The organism is Lentzea xerophila, from assembly GCF_051094245.1.
GTDB classification, from domain to species: domain Bacteria; phylum Actinomycetota; class Actinomycetes; order Mycobacteriales; family Pseudonocardiaceae; genus Lentzea; species Lentzea xerophila.
The window spans coordinates 405533-422363 of the sequence record NZ_CP194934.1; the positions used below are offsets into that span (position 1 = coordinate 405533).

The 16831-nt window shown below is 69.7% G+C and carries 13 protein-coding genes; 4 read left to right on the forward strand and 9 right to left on the reverse strand.

Features of this window, described 5'->3' with window-relative positions; genetic code table 11:
- The gene (locus ACRSBM_RS02035) at nucleotides 1-2400 is read right to left on the reverse strand and encodes an ATP-binding protein (protein ID WP_434439045.1); all 2400 of its coding nucleotides are present in this window, start codon (nucleotides 2398-2400) and stop codon (nucleotides 1-3) included.
- A 204-nt stretch (nucleotides 2401-2604) separates the two neighbouring features.
- Between ACRSBM_RS02035 and ACRSBM_RS02040 the strand changes: the two genes are divergently transcribed.
- Nucleotides 2605-3318: a response regulator gene (locus ACRSBM_RS02040; protein ID WP_434439048.1), complete on the forward strand. Its 714-nt coding sequence runs from the start codon at nucleotides 2605-2607 to the stop codon at nucleotides 3316-3318.
- A 130-nt stretch (nucleotides 3319-3448) separates the two neighbouring features.
- Nucleotides 3449-4321 (forward strand): DNA-3-methyladenine glycosylase family protein, encoded by an 873-nt coding sequence (locus ACRSBM_RS02045; protein ID WP_434439051.1) that lies wholly within the window; start codon nucleotides 3449-3451, stop codon nucleotides 4319-4321.
- 191 nt (nucleotides 4322-4512) lie between these two features.
- Here ACRSBM_RS02045 and ACRSBM_RS02050 read toward each other — a convergent pair whose 3' ends face one another.
- Together ACRSBM_RS02050 and ACRSBM_RS02055 are read right to left on the reverse strand one after the other, a co-directional pair.
- Nucleotides 4513-5394 (reverse strand): serine/threonine-protein kinase, encoded by an 882-nt coding sequence (locus tag ACRSBM_RS02050; protein ID WP_434439053.1) that lies wholly within the window; start codon nucleotides 5392-5394, stop codon nucleotides 4513-4515.
- A 76-nt stretch (nucleotides 5395-5470) separates the two neighbouring features.
- Complete coding sequence (locus tag ACRSBM_RS02055) at nucleotides 5471-6886, reverse strand: N-6 DNA methylase (protein WP_434439056.1); 1416 nt, start codon at nucleotides 6884-6886, stop codon at nucleotides 5471-5473.
- 52 nt (nucleotides 6887-6938) lie between these two features.
- On the opposite strand from ACRSBM_RS02055, the gene ACRSBM_RS02060 reads away from it, so the two are divergent.
- Nucleotides 6939-7634 carry a PP2C family protein-serine/threonine phosphatase gene (locus ACRSBM_RS02060; protein ID WP_434439059.1) on the forward strand — a complete coding sequence of 232 codons (696 nt, stop codon included), beginning with the start codon at nucleotides 6939-6941 and terminating at the stop codon, nucleotides 7632-7634.
- 56 nt (nucleotides 7635-7690) lie between these two features.
- On the opposite strand, the gene ACRSBM_RS02065 is transcribed toward ACRSBM_RS02060, so the two are convergent.
- The 3 genes from ACRSBM_RS02065 to ACRSBM_RS02075 form a co-directional block, all read right to left on the reverse strand.
- Complete coding sequence (locus ACRSBM_RS02065) at nucleotides 7691-9460, reverse strand: alpha/beta hydrolase (RefSeq protein WP_434439061.1); 1770 nt, start codon at nucleotides 9458-9460, stop codon at nucleotides 7691-7693.
- 179 nt (nucleotides 9461-9639) lie between these two features.
- The gene (locus tag ACRSBM_RS02070; protein ID WP_434439063.1) at nucleotides 9640-10530 is read right to left on the reverse strand and encodes a helix-turn-helix transcriptional regulator; all 891 of its coding nucleotides are present in this window, start codon (nucleotides 10528-10530) and stop codon (nucleotides 9640-9642) included.
- 58 nt (nucleotides 10531-10588) lie between these two features.
- Nucleotides 10589-11404, reverse strand: coding sequence for an oxidoreductase (locus tag ACRSBM_RS02075; protein WP_434439065.1), 816 nt, complete (start codon nucleotides 11402-11404; stop codon nucleotides 10589-10591).
- A gap of 215 nt (nucleotides 11405-11619) precedes the next feature.
- Here ACRSBM_RS02075 and ACRSBM_RS02080 point away from each other — a divergent pair, with 215 nt between their 5' ends.
- Nucleotides 11620-12147 (forward strand): TetR family transcriptional regulator, encoded by a 528-nt coding sequence (locus ACRSBM_RS02080; protein WP_434439067.1) that lies wholly within the window; start codon nucleotides 11620-11622, stop codon nucleotides 12145-12147.
- A 270-nt stretch (nucleotides 12148-12417) separates the two neighbouring features.
- Here the strand turns inward: ACRSBM_RS02080 and cobF are convergent, their stop codons facing one another.
- The 3 genes from cobF to ACRSBM_RS02095 are packed head-to-tail and all read right to left on the reverse strand — an operon-like array spanning nucleotide 12418 to nucleotide 16825.
- Entirely contained in the window at nucleotides 12418-13167 is a 750-nt protein-coding gene (gene cobF, locus ACRSBM_RS02085; RefSeq protein ID WP_434439070.1) for a precorrin-6A synthase (deacetylating), read from the reverse strand.
- A gap of 13 nt (nucleotides 13168-13180) precedes the next feature.
- The gene (locus tag ACRSBM_RS02090) at nucleotides 13181-14398 is read right to left on the reverse strand and encodes a phenylacetate--CoA ligase family protein (RefSeq protein WP_434439073.1); all 1218 of its coding nucleotides are present in this window, start codon (nucleotides 14396-14398) and stop codon (nucleotides 13181-13183) included.
- A gap of 3 nt (nucleotides 14399-14401) precedes the next feature.
- A complete protein-coding gene (locus ACRSBM_RS02095; RefSeq protein WP_434439075.1) occupies nucleotides 14402-16825 on the reverse strand; it encodes an acyl-CoA reductase in 2424 nt (807 codons plus the stop codon).
- Nucleotides 16826-16831 lie beyond the last annotated feature (6 nt).

The following is a 16831-nucleotide window of genomic DNA, read 5'->3' on the forward strand; positions in this document are numbered from 1 at the left end:
TCAACCGATCGCCCGCTCCGCACCCCAGGCCGCGACGTCCTCCCGGCTCCGCAACCCCAGCTTGTCCCGCAACCGCTGCAACCGCGACGCGACCGTCCGCAGCGACACGTTCAGCCGGTTCGCGATCTGCTGGTTCGTCAGCCCGGAAGCGAGCAGCGCGATCATCCGCCGCTCGTGGTCGTCCAACGAGTCGTCGGTGCGGTCCAGCCACACCTCGTCCTGGACGAACGCCTCGGTCTCGGCGGCGGTCAACGGTGCGAAAGCCGCCTCAGCGCGCGCGACAGGGAGCATCAGCCGTGCGGCGCGCATGGCCCCAGCGACCTTCTCCGCCCAGAACGGGTTCGGCACGACACCCACGGACCGTCGTAACGCGCGTCCGGTCGCCTCGAGTCGTAGCGCTCGCTCGGCCTGACCGCGCATCGAGGCGACCACGGCCAGCCCTTCCAGCGCGTCGGGTGCGGTCAGCGGGTTGATCCCCTCCATCCGCAGCGCTTCCTGGAAGGCGTGTACCGCCTCGTCGAGGTCGTCCTGCACCAACGCCACGGCACCGCGTGCGTTCAGAGCGGAGGCGATGCGCGCGGGGACGCCCGACGCGCGCGAGATCCGCAACGCGTTCATGACGTTCTTCTCGGCGCGTTCGTGCTTGCCCAGCGGTAGCGCCGTGCGCGCCAGATCGACCAGGCACGTTGCACGGGCCAGCGGCTCTCCCAGCAGTTCCGCGACGCGCAGGCACTCGGTGTTGTTCTTGTCCGATGCCTCCCACTCGCCGGAGGACCGCTGCACCGCCGCCAGCGTGCTGCGGCTGCTCATCACCAGTGCCGGCTGGCCGATGTCCCGCACCAGCCGTGAAGCCTCGCTCGACAGCTCCACGGCCTCGGCGTGGTCACCCTGCTCGGCCGCGAACCGGGCCGCGTGGTTCAGCGCCACGCACCGGTAGTCGTCCCGAGTGGACGGTCGTCGCAGCGCGTCCCGCAGCATCACGCGGGCCTGGCCGAGCCGCCCGCTCCTGGCGGCGCAGTCCGCCAGTGCCGCGGTGAGCAGCAGCAGGCGTTCGTCGGAGCGGTCCGCCGCCCATTCGACCGTCCCGAGCAGGCTGTCGACGTGGTTGTCGAGCTTCTGCTGCACCTCCGCCGGCACCGACAGCGGCGCGGTGATCAGCACGTCCGACAGGTCCGTGAACCACCGGGCCAGGGCCTCGTAGGCGATGTCCGACTCGCCGGCCGCCACGAGTTTCTCCCTGGCGTGCAACCGGATCGACTCCAGTTGCCGGAACCGGGAGGTGCCCGGCATGGCCGTCAGCAACGACTTCGCCTGCAACCGCGACAGCACGTCCAGCACCGGTTCGGCGGAGCGTTCCGACGAACAGACCTCGGTGGCGGCGGCCAGGTCGAAACCGCCGTCGAACACCGACAGCCGCCGGAGCGCGAACTGCTCGTCCGGTTGCAGCAGCCGGTAGCTCCAGTCGATGGCCTCACGCAACGAACTCTGGCGCGACGGCGACTTCCGGCAGCCCAGGGTGAGCAGTTCGAGCGGCTCGTCCATGCGGTCGCAGATGTCCGTCACCGGCAACACCTGCACCCACCGCGCCGCCAGCTCGATCGCGAGCGGCATTCCCTCCAGCCGTGCGCACAGCAACGCGGCCGCGGCGGTGTTCTCCGCGGTCAGCCGGAAGTCGGGCTTGCGCTCTCGCGCGCGTTCCACGAACAGCTTCACGGCCTCCGAGCGTGGCGCCGCGGTCGTGACGAGGTCCCGATCCGTCGAGGGAACAGGCAGGCCTTCGACGTGGAAGCTGACCTCGCCGGTGATCCACAGCGCTTCCCGCGACGTCGCGAGCACCCGGACGCCGGGGCAGCGGTTCAGCAGCACGTCGGTGAGCTCGGCGCACGTGTCGAGGAGGTGTTCGCAGTTGTCGAGGACCACGACCACCTTCATGTTGACGAGCGTCTCGATGACGGTGTCGCGCAACGGCTCGTCGGGCTGGACGGTCACTCCGAGCGCGTCGGCGAGGGCGGGCATGACGTCTCGCGGAGTCGTGATCTCGCCGAGCTCGACGAGCAGCACCCGGTCCGTCCGGCCGCGCCGCAACCGTCCGGCGGCCTCCAGCGCGAGCCTCGTCTTGCCCGCGCCCGCACTGCCCACGAGCGTGACCAGACGATGCCGGCGCAGCAGTTGGTCGAGCTTCGACAGCTCCTGCTGGCGGCCGACGAACGTGTCGCGTGCGGCGGGCAGGTTCGAGAGCACGCGCAGGTTCTGCCTGGTGGCGGGCGTTGCGGTGGAAACGGTGACACGGCGGCGATACGCGCGTTGGCGGCAGGCGTTGGAGCAGTAGGACCTGCGTTGCTCGGAGGTGGCGGGAGGCAGCGTGCCGTCGCACAGAGCGCAACGTCCGGTGCTGGTCATGAGTCCCTCTCCTCGAGCCGTAACGACAGGCCGGACCTGTCTCGGTCCGGCGTTCGCGCAGGTCGCGCATAGTGACTTGGCCTGTGCAACCCGTTACACGTCTGTGTGCGTGAGACGGTTCGCAACGCGTTCGTTATGCCTGCCTTCCCGTGTTCCTCGTTCGGCCACAAACTGGTGACTGGTCCGGTCTGACAGGGAGTGCGCATGACGTTGACGACGAGCACCTCGTGGGCGAGCGCAGGTCTGCAACTGGTGGACAAGCCGCGCACGATCACCGTTGGCATCGCCGACGACGCGGTGCTGATCCGCACGGGAGCCCGCGGCGTGCTGGAACGAGCCGGCGGGGTCGTGGTGGTCGGCGAGGCCGGCGACGGCGGCGGCGCGTTGGAACTCGCCCGGCGCCAACGCCCGCAGGTGTTGCTGATGGACGCCTCGATGCCCGGCATGGAGGGGCTCGCGGCGGTGCGCCTGGTGCGCCGGCACGTACCGGGAACCCAAGTGATCATGCTGTGCACCCCGCAGACCGAGGAGCTGCTCTTCCCGGCGTTGCGCGCCGGCGCGGCGGGGTTCCTCTTCAAGAACGGCGACCCCGACGCCCTGGTGAAGGCCGTCCGCGCGGTCGCCGCCGGCGAGGCGATCCTCTCGCCGTCCGCGACGCGTGCGCTGATCGACCACTTCACCGGCGCCGACTCCGAACGCCGCGACGCCGCCCGCAGCCGCATCGGCCTGCTCACCCGGCGCGAGCAGGAAGTGCTCGTGTACCTGGCGCAGGGCATGGCGAACGCGCGCATCGCAAGGCTCATGTACCTCTCGGAAGGGGCGATCAAGGCCCACGTCAGCCGACTGCTGACGAAACTCCGGTGCGACAACCGCGTCCAGGCCGCTCTCATCGCACGCGACGCCGCCCTTCCCTGCTGAAGCTGACAACTGCTGCAACGGCGCTGCGGCCAGCCTAGCCACGGATTTTCGTGCCGCGAAGCAGGTCACCCGGTTGGCCCCGTCCAGAATGATGTCGCTTTCCCGCCAGCGTCTCGGTTGGATTCGGGGCATGCTCGGGTTCATGCTGCTGGACACGTTCTCGGAACGCCTGCCCTTTCGGGCGCCTCTTTGTCCCGACAACCTGTTCGGCCACCTCATCGCCACCGCCGTACCAGGGGTGGAGGAGTGGCGTGACGGTGTCTACCGGCGGACCTTGCGGCTCCCTTCCGGTTTCGGAATCGCCGCGTTACAACCGTTCCCGGATCACGTCGCGTGCACTCTGGAACTCTCCGATGCTCGCGATTTGGTCAGTGCTCTAGACCTTTGCCGATTTATGCTCGACCTCGACGCAGACCCGTCGGTGGTCGACGGCGCGTTGTCCGCCGACCCGCTTTTGGCACCGCTGGTCTCCGCCGCGCCCGGACGCCGTGTCCCGCGCACGGTGGACGGCGCGGAATTCGCCATCCGCGCCGTGCTGGGCCAACAGGTCTCCACGAAGGCCGCACGCACCCACGCCGCACGCCTCGTGTCCCGTTACGGCACACCCGTGGGAGACCTGTACCTGTTTCCCCTGGAGTTCGACCCTTCCGCGCTGGCCATGCCGGAGTCTCGTCGGCGGACCATGGCAGCTCTGCTCGACGCACTCCAGTCCGGTTTGGACCTGTCACCGACCGCGGACCGAACCGTTGCGCGCGAACGGCTTTCGTCGCTGCCCGGCTTCGGCCCGTGGACGGTGGAGTCGATCATGATGCGCGCGCTGGGCGACCCGGACGCGTTCCTGCCGACCGACCTCGGCATCCGGTTGGCGGCCGAGGCCCTGGGCCTGCCGACGACACCCGCGGCCCTGCTCAGGCGCTCGGAGGCGTGGCGGCCCTGGCGCGCTTACGCGGTCCAGCACCTGTGGGCGACCGGTGATCACGAGGTGAACCGGATCCCGGCCTGATCCGGGCGCGCTCGCGGTGCCGGATCCCGTGGGGTGCTCGCGGTGCCGGATCCCGTGGGGTGCTCGCGGTGCCGGATCGGTGGAGTGCTTACCGCGCCGGATCCCGTGGGGTGCTCGCGAAGCCCGACCCGCCGGCCGTTCACAACGTGCTGATCCACGGGCCGTTCACAACGTGCTGACCCGCCTGCCGCTCACGGCGTGCTGACCGGCCGCCCCCGCTGCACGCTCGCATACATCCCCGCCGCCGACCCGTCCCTCACGAAGCCGGGCAACGGCGGCGGATCCTGCGCGAACCCCCGCAGATCCTCGAAGACCTCGAGCGCCGTCGCGGGCCGGCCGCCAGGCTCCTTGGCCAGCAACCGTTGCACCACCGGGTCGAGCGCGCCCGCCACCCGCGGCGGGGCCTCCTTGACGTGCTTGTCGAACACCGCGTACGCCGTCGGCCCGGTGAACAGCTGCTCGCCGGTCAACATCTCGTGCAGCACGCACCCCAGCGCGTACAGGTCGCTGCGTGGCTCGGCGATTCCGCGCTGGATCTGCTCGGGCGCCATGTACGAGGGCGTACCGAGGACCTGCCCGGCGCGGCTGAACGGCGCGACGTCGCTCTCCCGCAGCAGCGCGAGGCCGAAGTCCAGCACCTTGACCGCGCCGTCCGGGCACAGCATCAGGTTGGTGGGCTTGAGGTCGCGGTGGCAGATGCCGCGTTCGTGCGCGGCGGCCAGGACCGCGGCGGTCTGCGCGGCGATGTTCGCGGCCCACGCCTGGGGCAGCGGACCGAACTCGCCGACCAGGTCGGCGATCGTCACGCCGTCGACGAACTGCATGACCTGGAACAGGCGCTGCTCGTACGTCCCGAAGTCGTAGAGCACCGGCACGCCGGGGTGCTCCAGCTTGGCCACGATCCTCGCTTCGCGCGCGAACCGCTGCTGCACCTCGTCGTCGCTGCCCGGCAGCCGCAGGAGCTTGACCGCCACCCGCCGGTCCAGGCGCAGGTCGCGCCCCTTGTGCACGGCGCCCATGCCACCCCGCCCCAGCGGCAGGTCGTCGATCTCATAACGGTCGGCGATCAGCACCGGGAAAGCCTAACCGCCACTACCTGTTCGCTGGTCACGCGCGCTTCCTCGTACGCGAGGCGACCGTAACAGCGTTTCAGGACATCCCGATCGGGTGAATTTCGCCCGCTGACGCCGGCCTGATCTGCCCGCTCAGGAGCCCATTGTAGCCCAAACGGACCAGCGCGGCGGCGTCTTCCAGGCCGGCTTCGAGTGCCTTGAGCTGCGCGAATGCCTGTCCGTAGCGGCGTTGCTCGTCGATCGGCAGCGACGGCACCTGCGTCCGGCGCACGTCGAGGCGGGTCGAGCCGGTCGGGGTGCGGGCGAAGGCGGCGCGCAGCACGCCTTCGAGGAAGTCCGGGTCGACCTTGCGCGGGTCGATCTCGTACGTCGCGCCGGTGGGGGAGGTGACGGCGTGCTTGCCGGGCGCCGCGCGGACCAGTTCGCCGATCGTGGTCATCGGGGGAGCGGCCTGTTCGCACAGTTCGGGCAACGGGCTCAGCTCGAACGTCGGCTGTGCCGCGAGGTAGGCGGACGCGTCGGTGCCGCTGCGGCGGGACGGGCTGAGGTCGACGTCGTCGTCGAGCAGGTCGATGACCCGCGTGTTCGGCTCGACGGGGCCGGGCGCCCGCAGCAGGGCGATGTGTTCGGGGGCGCGGCCGATCGGATTGCGCAGCAACCACAGGTCGCGGCCCGGCTGCACGGTCATCACCGCGCGGAGGGCGCCGGCGCGCAGCAGGTTGCCCCGGATTCGCTTGCCCGGCCTGCGTGACGCCGCCGCCGACGGCAGCAGCACCGCGACCAGGCCGCCCGGCTTCGCGAGCGAAAGGCAGTGCTGCAACCACGCCAGCTCCGGTTCGCCGCGGGGTGGCAGCCCGTAGGTCCACCGGGCGTCGCCGACCAGTTCCTCGTGGCCCCACGCCCGGTCGTGCCACGGCGGATCGCACACCACGGCGTCGGCCTTCTCCTGGACACCGTTGTGCCGCAACGAATCCCCGGTGTAGATCTGCGCGGTGGGCATCCGGCGCCGCGCGATCACCGCGGACACCGGGTCGAGCTCCTGCCCGATCTTGTTCCGTGCCTTGGAGGCCTTCAACAGGCTTCCGGTCCCGCAGGCCGGGTCGATCACCGTGTCGCCGTCGGTCGTGGCCAGCACGATGTCGACGACCTCGGGCGGAGTGGGGTTCAACAGCCGCGAATGCGCCTCGAGGTAGCGCTCGTGCAGGAACTCGAAGGTGTCGGGATCGGCCTCGACCGCGGCCAGCGCCTCGCCGAGCTTCAGGTCGTCGACGGCACGCAGCCGGGTCCAGAGGCGTTCGGCGGGGGAGACGAGGAACGGCTTGCCGTTGCGCCGCAGCCATGCCTCGACGTCGCGCAGCAGGTACAACGGACTGGAGGCCGTCCCGCTCACCGGTGCCGGGAAGTCCTCGAACCGCCGCCGCCAGTTCGACACGGCCGCCCGCCCCACATCGGCGAGGCGCGCTATGTCGCCGGCGTTGACCGTCTCATCCATGTTCACAACCGTATTGCTTGTGAACTGACTTCACAACTGATCTACTGGAGACATGACACACGAGCTGCGCATCGCCGTGGCGACCGATCCTGGGCTCGTCCGCGAGCACAACGAGGACTCGGTCTACGTCCGCGCGGACCTGCAGGCCGTGGCGGACGGCATGGGTGGCCACGAGCACGGTGAAGTGGCCAGCGCGCTCGCGGTGAACGTCCTCGCCGAGTGGCAGGGCGACCTGGGTCCGACGGTGGCCGAGATCGCGCGCAGGCTCGACGCCGAGACGCCGCAGGGCGCCGGCACCACGCTGACCGCGATGCGCTGGGAGGGCCTCGCCTTCCAGCTGGCGCACATCGGCGACTCGCGCGCGTACCTGCTCCGGGAAGGCGAGCTCCGCCAGATCTCCCACGACCACACCATGGTCCAGGCGCTCGTCGACGCCGGCCGGATGACGCCGGAGGAGGCCGCGAACCACCCGCGCCGCGCGTACGTGCTGCGCGCGCTGCAGTCCGGGAACTCGCACGAGCCCGACCTGTCCTGGCACCAGGCCAAGGTCGAGGACCGCTACCTGCTCTGCAGCGACGGCCTGACGGACTACACGGACCTCGGGGAGGTCCACGAGGTTCTGCTGTCCACTGAGGACGGGACCGAGGCGGCCTGGCAGCTGGTGGCGCTCGCGAACGGCAACGGCGGCCCGGACAACGTCACCTGCGTGATCATCGACGTCGTGCGCAAGAAGTGGTGGCAGCGCTAGCTGATGGAAGCGGCCCCCGGCACGATCGTGCCGAGGGCCGCGGCTGGTGCGAGGTACTACAGGTTGGCCGGCATGCCCGACTCGTCGGCGGCCGCCGTCGAGGAACCGCTGAGCAGGTCCTTGACGATCTTGTTGGCCTCCTTGACGGCCGGCGTGATCATCTTGATCTTCACCTTGCCGTTGCTGAGCTTGCCGCCGACCTCGAACGTCTTGTCCTCACCGGGCAGCGGAAGCGCCTGGCAGCCCGTGAACTGCTTGCGCGGGGTCGCGCCGGTCTGGAAGAAGAAGACGATCGGGTCGTCGACGCAGTCCGTGTTGTAGGGGAACAGGCCGTGCGAGCCCTCGTTGTCGACGCTGATCAGCTTGGCCTTCGGCAGAGCCTTCGTCGTGGCGAGGCCGCCCTCGTAGGCGGTGGCGGCGTCGAGCTCGGACTGCGCGACCAGCAGACGCGGGAACGTCTTCTTGTCCGGCTTCGGCATCGCGTTCTTGGTCGGCCAGTACGCGCACAGCGGGGTGCTCATGAACGGCGCGATGAACGGCGCGTTCACGGTCAGGTCGGCGAGCCAGTAGTTCCAGTAGTGCAGGTTCTGGTTCCACTGACCGTCCTGGCAGCGGATCGCCTCGAACGTCGCGTCCCAGGTCTCGACCTCGGCGGCGGCGGTCGTGGACTTCACCGCGACGCGCTCCTTCTTGGCGATCGCGGCGAGCGCGTTGGCCTTGGCCTTCGCGATGAACGCCTTGTTCTCGTCGTTGAGGCCCTTGGTGGCCAGCATCTTCGAGACGAGCTGCTCGACCTTCTCCGAGTCCGTGCCGGTGGCCGGGGTGCCGATCACCGCGGACACCGCGGCGGCGGCGGTCGGGTACTGGCTCGTGTCGTACATGGCCGGGATCACGAACCACGCGACGAAGAGCTGCCCGATGAACTCACGGGTGCCGCCGGCCTTCTCCCAGTTGCGGCGGATCTCCATCGGGTCGGTGCCCTGGCCGTACTCGGCGTCGTTGCGCGCCATGTACGGCAGCAGCGCCTCCTGGAACTGGCGGTCGCGGGTGCGCGGCTGCAGGTCCCAGGTGTTCTCGAGCGTCGACTGCGAGGCGTCGACGGCCGAGTCGAGCAGGAAGCGGTGCGCCTTGCTGGGGAACGTGGCGGCGTACCAGGTGCCGAGCCACGTGCCGTAGGAGTAGCCGATGTAGCTCATCTTCTTCTCGCCGAGCAGGACACGGATGAAGTCCATGTCGTAGGTGGTCTGCTCGGTGGTGATGAACTGGGTCAGCGGGTTCTCGAGGCAGCCGTCGACCTTCGCCTTGTTCAGCACGTTGACGTCGGTGCTGTTCGGGACGGTGTAGCTGCAGGTGAGCGGCGTGGAAAGGCCGACACCGCGCGGGTCGAAGCCGATGAAGTCGTACTGACCGGCGAGAACCGGGGTGCGCAGGGCCATCGCCGCGCCCCACGGCAGGCCGGAGCCGCCGGGGCCACCGGGGTTGACCAGCGCGATGCCCTGACGGCTGGTGCCCTTGTGCGCGGTCTCGGTCTTGGAGACGCGGATGCCGATCGTGTTGCCGTCGGCCGGGTTGTGCCAGTCGCGCGGGACCTGGATGGTCGCGCACGCGAGGCCCTTGACGGTCTTGAACCTCTTGACGGTCTCCTCGGCCACACCGGGGAAGGTGCACTCCTCCCAGGTCACCGTCTGCGTGGCGAGAGCGCCCGCGAGCTTGGCCGTGTCCGGGTCCTGCTTTGCTGCCGCGCTCGCCGCCGGCGTGAGCACGATGCTCGTGGCGACCAAAGCCCCTGTCACCGCGGCGATGCCGCCTCTGAAGTACTTCCGCACTGTGTGGATCCCTTCCTGCCCCCGCACGACCGAGAGAGGCCGCGCATGCAACAGAGGAGAAGGGGAAAAGCCGTCCGTTAACACTCCTGGGTGATGGCAGAAAGTCGCCATGTCTGGAAACCGTCACCAATGGTGCGCACAAAGTGATGAACTATGTTGTGCTCGGTAACTATGGGTGACTAAAGCCACCCGCGCCGTGATGCCTGCACCCCGAGCTGAAACCGGGTCTGGGCACCCAGCAACTGCTGCAGCCGGCTCACCCGCCGGTGGACCGTCCGTTCGCTGACACCCAGCTCGCGCGCGATCGACTCGTCCGTCAGGCCTGCGCTGAGCAGCGCCATCAACCTGCGGGTCGCGGTCGTCGGCTCTTCCTGCGTGCCCTGCTGACCGCCGGGCGTGATCGACACGGCCATCCGCCAGAACGCCTCGAACAACTCGACCAACGCACTCAGTAGCACGGACGGGTGAATGAGCAGTGCCACGACGTTCCCGCCGTTGACCGTCGGCACGGCGATCAACGCCCGGTCCGCGTCGGCGATCACGAGCTTGAGCGGCACACCGGGGAACGTCCGCGCCTGCTCGCCCACCGCGATGCTCCCCTGCACCGACGCGAACCCCAGCGCGGTCTGCAGCAGCGACGACTCGTACACGACCCGGTACGCGACGCCGCGGGCGAGCGCTGGCGGCTGAGCAGGACTCGCCTCCGGCTGCGGGCTCAGGTACGAACCGGGGTCGAGCGCCCGGATCTGCGTCTTGGCCTGGCTCTGCATCTCCTCGAAGGCGCTGATCACCTCGTCCGCGTCCTTGAGGACCTCGACGAAGTCGACCTCCTTCGCGCCGTGCTCGGCATAGGCGGCGGCCAGGACCTCGGCGGTCTCCCTGGCCCTGGCGGCCGCGGCCTCGTGCCCGGACGCGATCGCCGCCAGCGCCGAACGGGGCGGCCGCACTTCGTTGTTCCTGATCAGCCCGAACCGTTCGAGCTCCTCGTGCGCCGCGCCGGGTTCCGCGTGGTCTCCGCGCAGCATCGCCAGGTACAGCTTCTCGGCCTCTGGCGACAGCCCCTCGTGCACGCGATCCCCCTCGGTGGTTCTGAACCGAAGGTACCTGGCCAGACAGAACGAACACGGGTCAGGCGAAGCGGCGCATCGCCCCGAGGAACAAGGCGTCGAACGCCCGGTCGGGCAACACCTTGCGCGCGAACAGGATCGGCCGCGCCCCGAATCCCGACGCATACCGCGTCCGCGGCCTTCTCGCTTCGGCCGCCCGCACGATGACGTCCGCGATGACCTTCGGCTCACTGCCGCGATCGGTCTGCTCGAACAACTTGGCCAACTGCCTGACCTGCCCCGCGTAGGCACCGCCGCCAGACGTCTTCCGCAGGTTCTCGACCGCGATCCCGCCCCACTCGGTCTTGATCCCGCCCGGCTGGATCACCACGACATCGATCCCGAACGGCTTGAGCTCGAGCCTGAGCGAGTCGCTCAACCCCTCGACCGCGAACTTCGTGGAGTGGTACCAGGCTCCCAGCGGTTCGTAGATCCGCCCGCCGATCGACGACACGTTCACGATCCGCCCGCGCCCCGTCTCCCGCATGTGCGGCGCCACCAGCTGAACCAGCCGCGCCAGCCCGAACACGTTGACCTCGAACTGGTACCGCGCCTCGTCCAGCGGCACGTCCTCGACAGCCCCGTACGACCCGTACCCGGCGTTGTTCACGAGCAGGTCGATCCGCCCGGCCTCCGCGATGATCTTCTTGACACCCTCGGCCATCGACTCGTCGCTGGTGACGTCCATCGCCAGCACCCGGACCCCCTTGGCGGCCAGGCCCGCCATCCGCTCCACCCGGCGCGCCGCCGCGTACACCGTGTAGCCGGCCTTGGGTAGCTCCTCCGCGGTGGACTCGCCGATCCCCGACGAGGCGCCCGTGACCAGTGCGACCTTCATGACCCACTCCTTGACTGACCGGTTGGTTGGACTAACTAACCGTTTGGTTGCTAAATCCAGGCAACCAGGTTGGCGCGGAGTTGTCAACTAACCGGTTAGTTGTCTCCGGGCAAGCTAACCAACCGGTTGGTTCGGGTCGGGTGGCGGTCGGGGAGGCGACCGACCGGTTGGTTGCAACGGGCGAGGTGACCAACCGGTTGGTTAGGATATGGGGTGTGGCGAGGGACAAGGAAGCGACCAAGGCCAACCTGCTCGAGGCGGCGCTAGACGAGTTCGCCCAGCACGGCATCGCCGGCGGGCGGGTGGACCGCATCGCGGCCAAGGCCGGGTGCAACAAGGCGATGATCTACGCCTACTTCGGCAGCAAGGAGGGGCTGTTCGACGAGCTGCTGAGGATCCAGATCGACAGCATGATCAAGTCGGTCCCCATCACGCCCGACGACCTGCCGGGCTACGCGGGCCGGCTGTTCGAGTCCTACCAGGAGCGTCCGCAACTGCTCAGGCTCGCGGCCTACCACCGGCTCGAGAACGGCTTCGAGGCCATCCCGGAGGCCGAGGCCGAGGCCTACCGGCACAAGATCGAGGCCGTCGCGCAGGCGCAGCTGGAGGGCAGGATCTCGGCCGAGTTCAACGCCACCGACCTGCTGGACCTGGTCGTGCACATGTCGATCCTGGCGTTCAGCACCCCGAACGCGACCCGCGAACTCGTCGAACGCTCGGTCAGGCGGCTGATCGCCGAGTAGCCGCGGTCCGCTGATCGCCAGGCAGCCGCGATCCGTCGCCGTTCTGTGACGAGGGCCGGCGCAGCAGGTAGGTGTCGATGATCCACCCCTTGCGTTCGCGTGCCTCGGCGCGCACCGCGCGGGTCTCGGCGGCCACGTCCCCGACCGGCCCCGACACATCGCCGAGCAGCCGCGGCCCGCTGATCGCCGAGCAGCCGTGCCCCGCCCAGACACATCGCCGAGTAGCCCCGCGGCCCGCTGACCGCCGAACAGCGGCGGCCCGCCGCCGCTCTACGACGAGGGCCGGCGCAGCAGGTAGGTGTCCATGATCCACCCCTTGCGCTCGCGAGCCTCGGCGCGCACCGCGCGGATCTCGGCGGCCACGTCCCCGACCCGCCCCGACACCAGGATCTCGTCCGGCATCCCCAGATAGGCGCCCCAGTAGATCCATGTGTCCGGATCCACGCCCTCGAACGCGTAGGACGCGTCCAGCATCACGGCCACATCGTCCACATCGGACGGCCATCCGGCCGAGAGCCGCCGCCCGGTCGTGATCTGCACGGGCTTGCCGACCTGGTTCAGCGAGACGCGGTGCCCGGCGGTCAGCGCCGCCACCGACGTCACGCCCGGGATGACCTCCACCGCGAACGACTCGCCGCGGGCCAGCAGGTCGTCGAGGATCGCCAGAGTCGAGTCGTACAGCGACGGGTCGCCCCACACCAGGAAGGCGCCGACCTCGTCCTCGCCCAGTTCCGAGAGCAGCGAGAGGCACACGTCGGCGCGGTCGCGGCGCCAGGCCTCGATCGTCGCCGCGTAGTCGGACGGGTTGCGGTCGCGTTCCGGGTCCCGGCCCTCGACCCAGCGGTACGGGCGCGTCACGTGCGCCGCCAGAATCGACGCGCGCAGGTCGACGAGTTCCTGTTTCACGGAACCCTTGTCCAGCACGAAGTACACGTCGACCGTCTGCAGCGCCTTGACAGCCTGCACCGTCAGGTGGTCGGGGTTGCCCGCGCCGATGCCGATGACCAGGATCTTTCGCACCGGCCCACACTAACTACACGGGGCGCTCGTCGATGAGCCGAACGGTCTTCCCTGTGCGGGGATTCACCTCCAGCGCCGGCACCCATTCCACCGCGAGCGGTGCCACGACGCCGCGTGCCACCTGGAGCTCGAAGCGAGGGCTGATCACGTACACCTGGTCCCGGACGGCGGAGAAGTCCTGGCCGGAGCCGGCGATCCGCAGCACCAGCTGGTCGCGGGCGTCCACGCGGCGGATCACGACCTGGACGCCGGTGTGGACGATCCCGGCGCGGTCGACGGCGGCCCGCAGGTGGTCGAGGTGCAACGTCACGGGTCCCACCCGCGCGCCCTCGTCGGAACGGCCGAGCAGGCGGAAGATGCCGTCCTCCACGTCCACCCACTCGGCCAGGTCGCCGACGGGGTAGCGGATCATCGGCTGCAGCCGCCGCGTGAGGTCGGTCTGCAGCAACCGGCCCGGCCGGCCGGCGCAGGTGATCGGCTCGCCGGTCTCGACGTCGACGATCTCCAGCACCGAGCTGTCCACGAAGGAGCGGAACACCCGCGGGTCGTCCGAGCCGAGCACCGCCGTGCCGATGATTCCCCCGTCCACGCTGCCGTAGACGAACGACCGGAACTCGGCGCCCGGAAACGCAGCGGCCAGCAACGCGCGTTGGTCGTCGTACAGCGCCTCACCGCTGAACAGGATCAGGCGCACCAACGGCAGCGAGCCGACAGACGAGACGACGTGCTCGGCCAGGCGGCACAACGTCGTCGGGAAGCCCGCCACGACGGTGGCGTCGAAGTCCTGCATCGTGGTCAGCGTGAACTCGGCGGGAGCGCTGCCGGTGATCGGCAGCTGCACCAGGTCGATGGGTGACCGCTGTAGGGCGTTCAAGGCGAAGATGAAGCTGGAGTACAGCTCGCCGGCGGCGAACAGGTTCGCGATCCGGTCGCCGTGCCGCAGCCCTGTCGCCGGCAGCGTTTCCGCATATGTGCGGCACATCGCGTCCCACTCCTCGTTGGAGTAGAAGGAGACGCGGGGAGCCTTGGTGGTGCCGCCGGTCTTGAAGACCAGGCCGTCGGTGTGCGCCCTGGTCAGCACCTGGTTGTCGCGGATGGTGTTCGCGGCCCAGAACGCGGCCTGGTCGATCACCGGCAGATCTGCCAGCGACGACGAGTCGATGCCGTGGTACAGCTCCTTGTAGAACGGGGAGTGCGTGCGGGCGTAGCAGATGAGGTCGAGGACGGACATCGGTCACACGCTCCTGCTGCTGCGCCGGTCGACGACCGCGATCAACTTGCCGCTGCTGCGAGTGCGCAGGAAGTCCGCGAGCGGAACGTTCTCGACGCGTACGGTCAGCAGCCCGTCCTTCTCCACGGCCTCCGCGACCTCGGCATAGCGGGAGAGCAGCGTGCTGTGGCCGGCGGCGGGTTCGGGTGCGCGGCCGCGCTCCAGGCGTATGACCAGCTCTTCGCCGGAGGCGTTCTCGTTGAGCTCGATCTGCAGCGCGCCGGCGTAGCCGAACTCGTCCTCCAGGATCGTGAGGAACCGCCGGTAGTTCAACGTCTGCGCGGCGGCCCGGAACACGTCGCCGGTGCGTCCCAGCAGCTCGAACCGCGGCGTCTGGCGGCCGCACGGGCAGTCGCCGGGCACCCATCGGCCGAGGTCGCCGATCTCGTAGCGCTCCAACCGCTGGCCACGCCGCGTGTGCGTGGTGAAGACCAGCCTGCCGGGCTCGCCCGACGGCACGGGCCGGTCCGTCTCGGGGTCAAGGATTTCCAGCGTGTGCAGGCCGGTGAACAGGTGGTGCACCTTGCCGGACGACGCCTGGCACTGGTAGCCGACGGGACCCGCGTCGACGGTCGCGTAGGCCGCCGAGCGGATGATCTCGACGCCGAACTCGTCGCGCAGCCGTGCGATGGCCTGCGCGCCGAAGTGCTCACCCGCGTAGAAGATCTTGCGAATGCCGCCGTACTCCTTGAGCAGCGGGCCGTGCTCGGCGAAGAGCCGTTGCACGAACGAGGGCGCGGTCAGCAGTGTGTCGACGCGGTTGTCCACAATGGCCTGCGCGATCGCGTCGAGGTGGTCCCACTCGCCGCCCATCGGGAACTGCACGGCGTTCATCCGCTCCAGCGCGGAGAAGAAGCTGACGAAGCTCGCGTACATGTGCCCGTTGAAGAACAGGTTCATGATCCGGTCGCGCCGCGGGTCGAGTCCGGTGGCGAGTAACGCCTCGGCGCCGACCCACATCTGCTCGTCCCAGTCCGCCCACGTGTAGGCGGACAGCTTGGGAGCGCCGGAGCTGCCGCCGCTGCGGAAGTACACGTCCGCCGGGCGGTCCTGCAGCGTCTCGAAGTCGGACTTCGGGGTCACCGGCACGGCGGGGGCCGGGAGCTGCCGCGACTCGGTCAGGTCGTCCAGCGCTGCGTCCGTGGTGAACCTGTCGTCGAGCTGCGCGGAGACCCGGTTGCTGTAGCGCTGCAACGCGTAGACGCCGTCGTGCGGCTCGCCGCTGTAGCCGCCGAGCATCGAGCCCGGCGTGGTGATCCGCTGCACGCCGGCCGACACGAACGAACGTGCCAGCGCGGCGGTGTCGGGCCGGTCCGCCGCGAGCCCGACGGTCTGCAGGTAGCGGCGCATCGGCCGCAGCACGGACGTGATTTGCTTGCGCGGCAACGGCTTCACCCACACGGTCCGGTAGAGCGGCGAGGTGCGGGGATCGAACCGCACGTCCGCCAGCACGCGCCAGTTCTGGCCGGTGTGCACCTTCGTGAACCCGAGGTGCTGCTCCAGCCGCGCGACTTCGACGGTGTTAGTGATCTCCGCCCATTCGGCCTGGGACGGCTCGCGGGTCGGCGGACCGGTCTGCTCCAGCGCGGCCGCCAGGCGCTCGGCGAACGCGAAGACCTGCGCCGGGTCCTCGGTGTCGAGGTAGACCATCTGCGGGCTGGAACAGGCCTGCTGCTCCAACCGGCACACATCCGCGGCCAGCGCGCGCAGAGTGTCCACATCGGACCACGCAGCGCTCGTCAGGTACGCGAACGACAGCTTCGGGCCCCAGTCGACCACCCGCGTGCCGGGCCGGACCAGCTCGGTGACGCCGGTGATCGCCTCCTCACCGCCCCAGACCGCGACGGCGTCGGCCGCGCCGAGCACGCGTGACATCCAGTCGGCGCGCGACGAGGAGAAGTGCAGCACGACGAGCCGGGCGGCGATCTGGCCGGTCCGGTCCGCGGCGGCCAGTGCGGCGAGCACCCCGGCGGTGAACCCCGAGTCGTCCGACGCGACCTTGACGACGTTGAGGTTGCCCGAGAGCAGGCCCTCCACCGCGCTCAGCACGCCGGCCGCGGGCGCGTTACCCGCGGTCACGTGGGCGAGCAGGCCGAGCGGTACCCAGGCCTCGTAGACGGGCGTGCGGAAGTCGAACCGGACCATGCGCGCCGGGTCGAGGCCGCCCAGTTCGCGCTGGAGCTTGCGCTCCAGGGCGGGCCGGCTCAACGCGTGCCGCAGCGCGTCCAGCGTCTCGTCGACCTCGGTCTCGTCCAGACCCCATGCGACCAGCGACGCGCGGTGCTCGTCCAGGTCCAGCTCCTCGGCGGCCGCGAGCACCACGAGCGGGTTCAGCCGCGGGCCGGTGATCACCTGCTGGGTGCGGTCCTCCAGGATGTCGAGCCGCACCTCGAC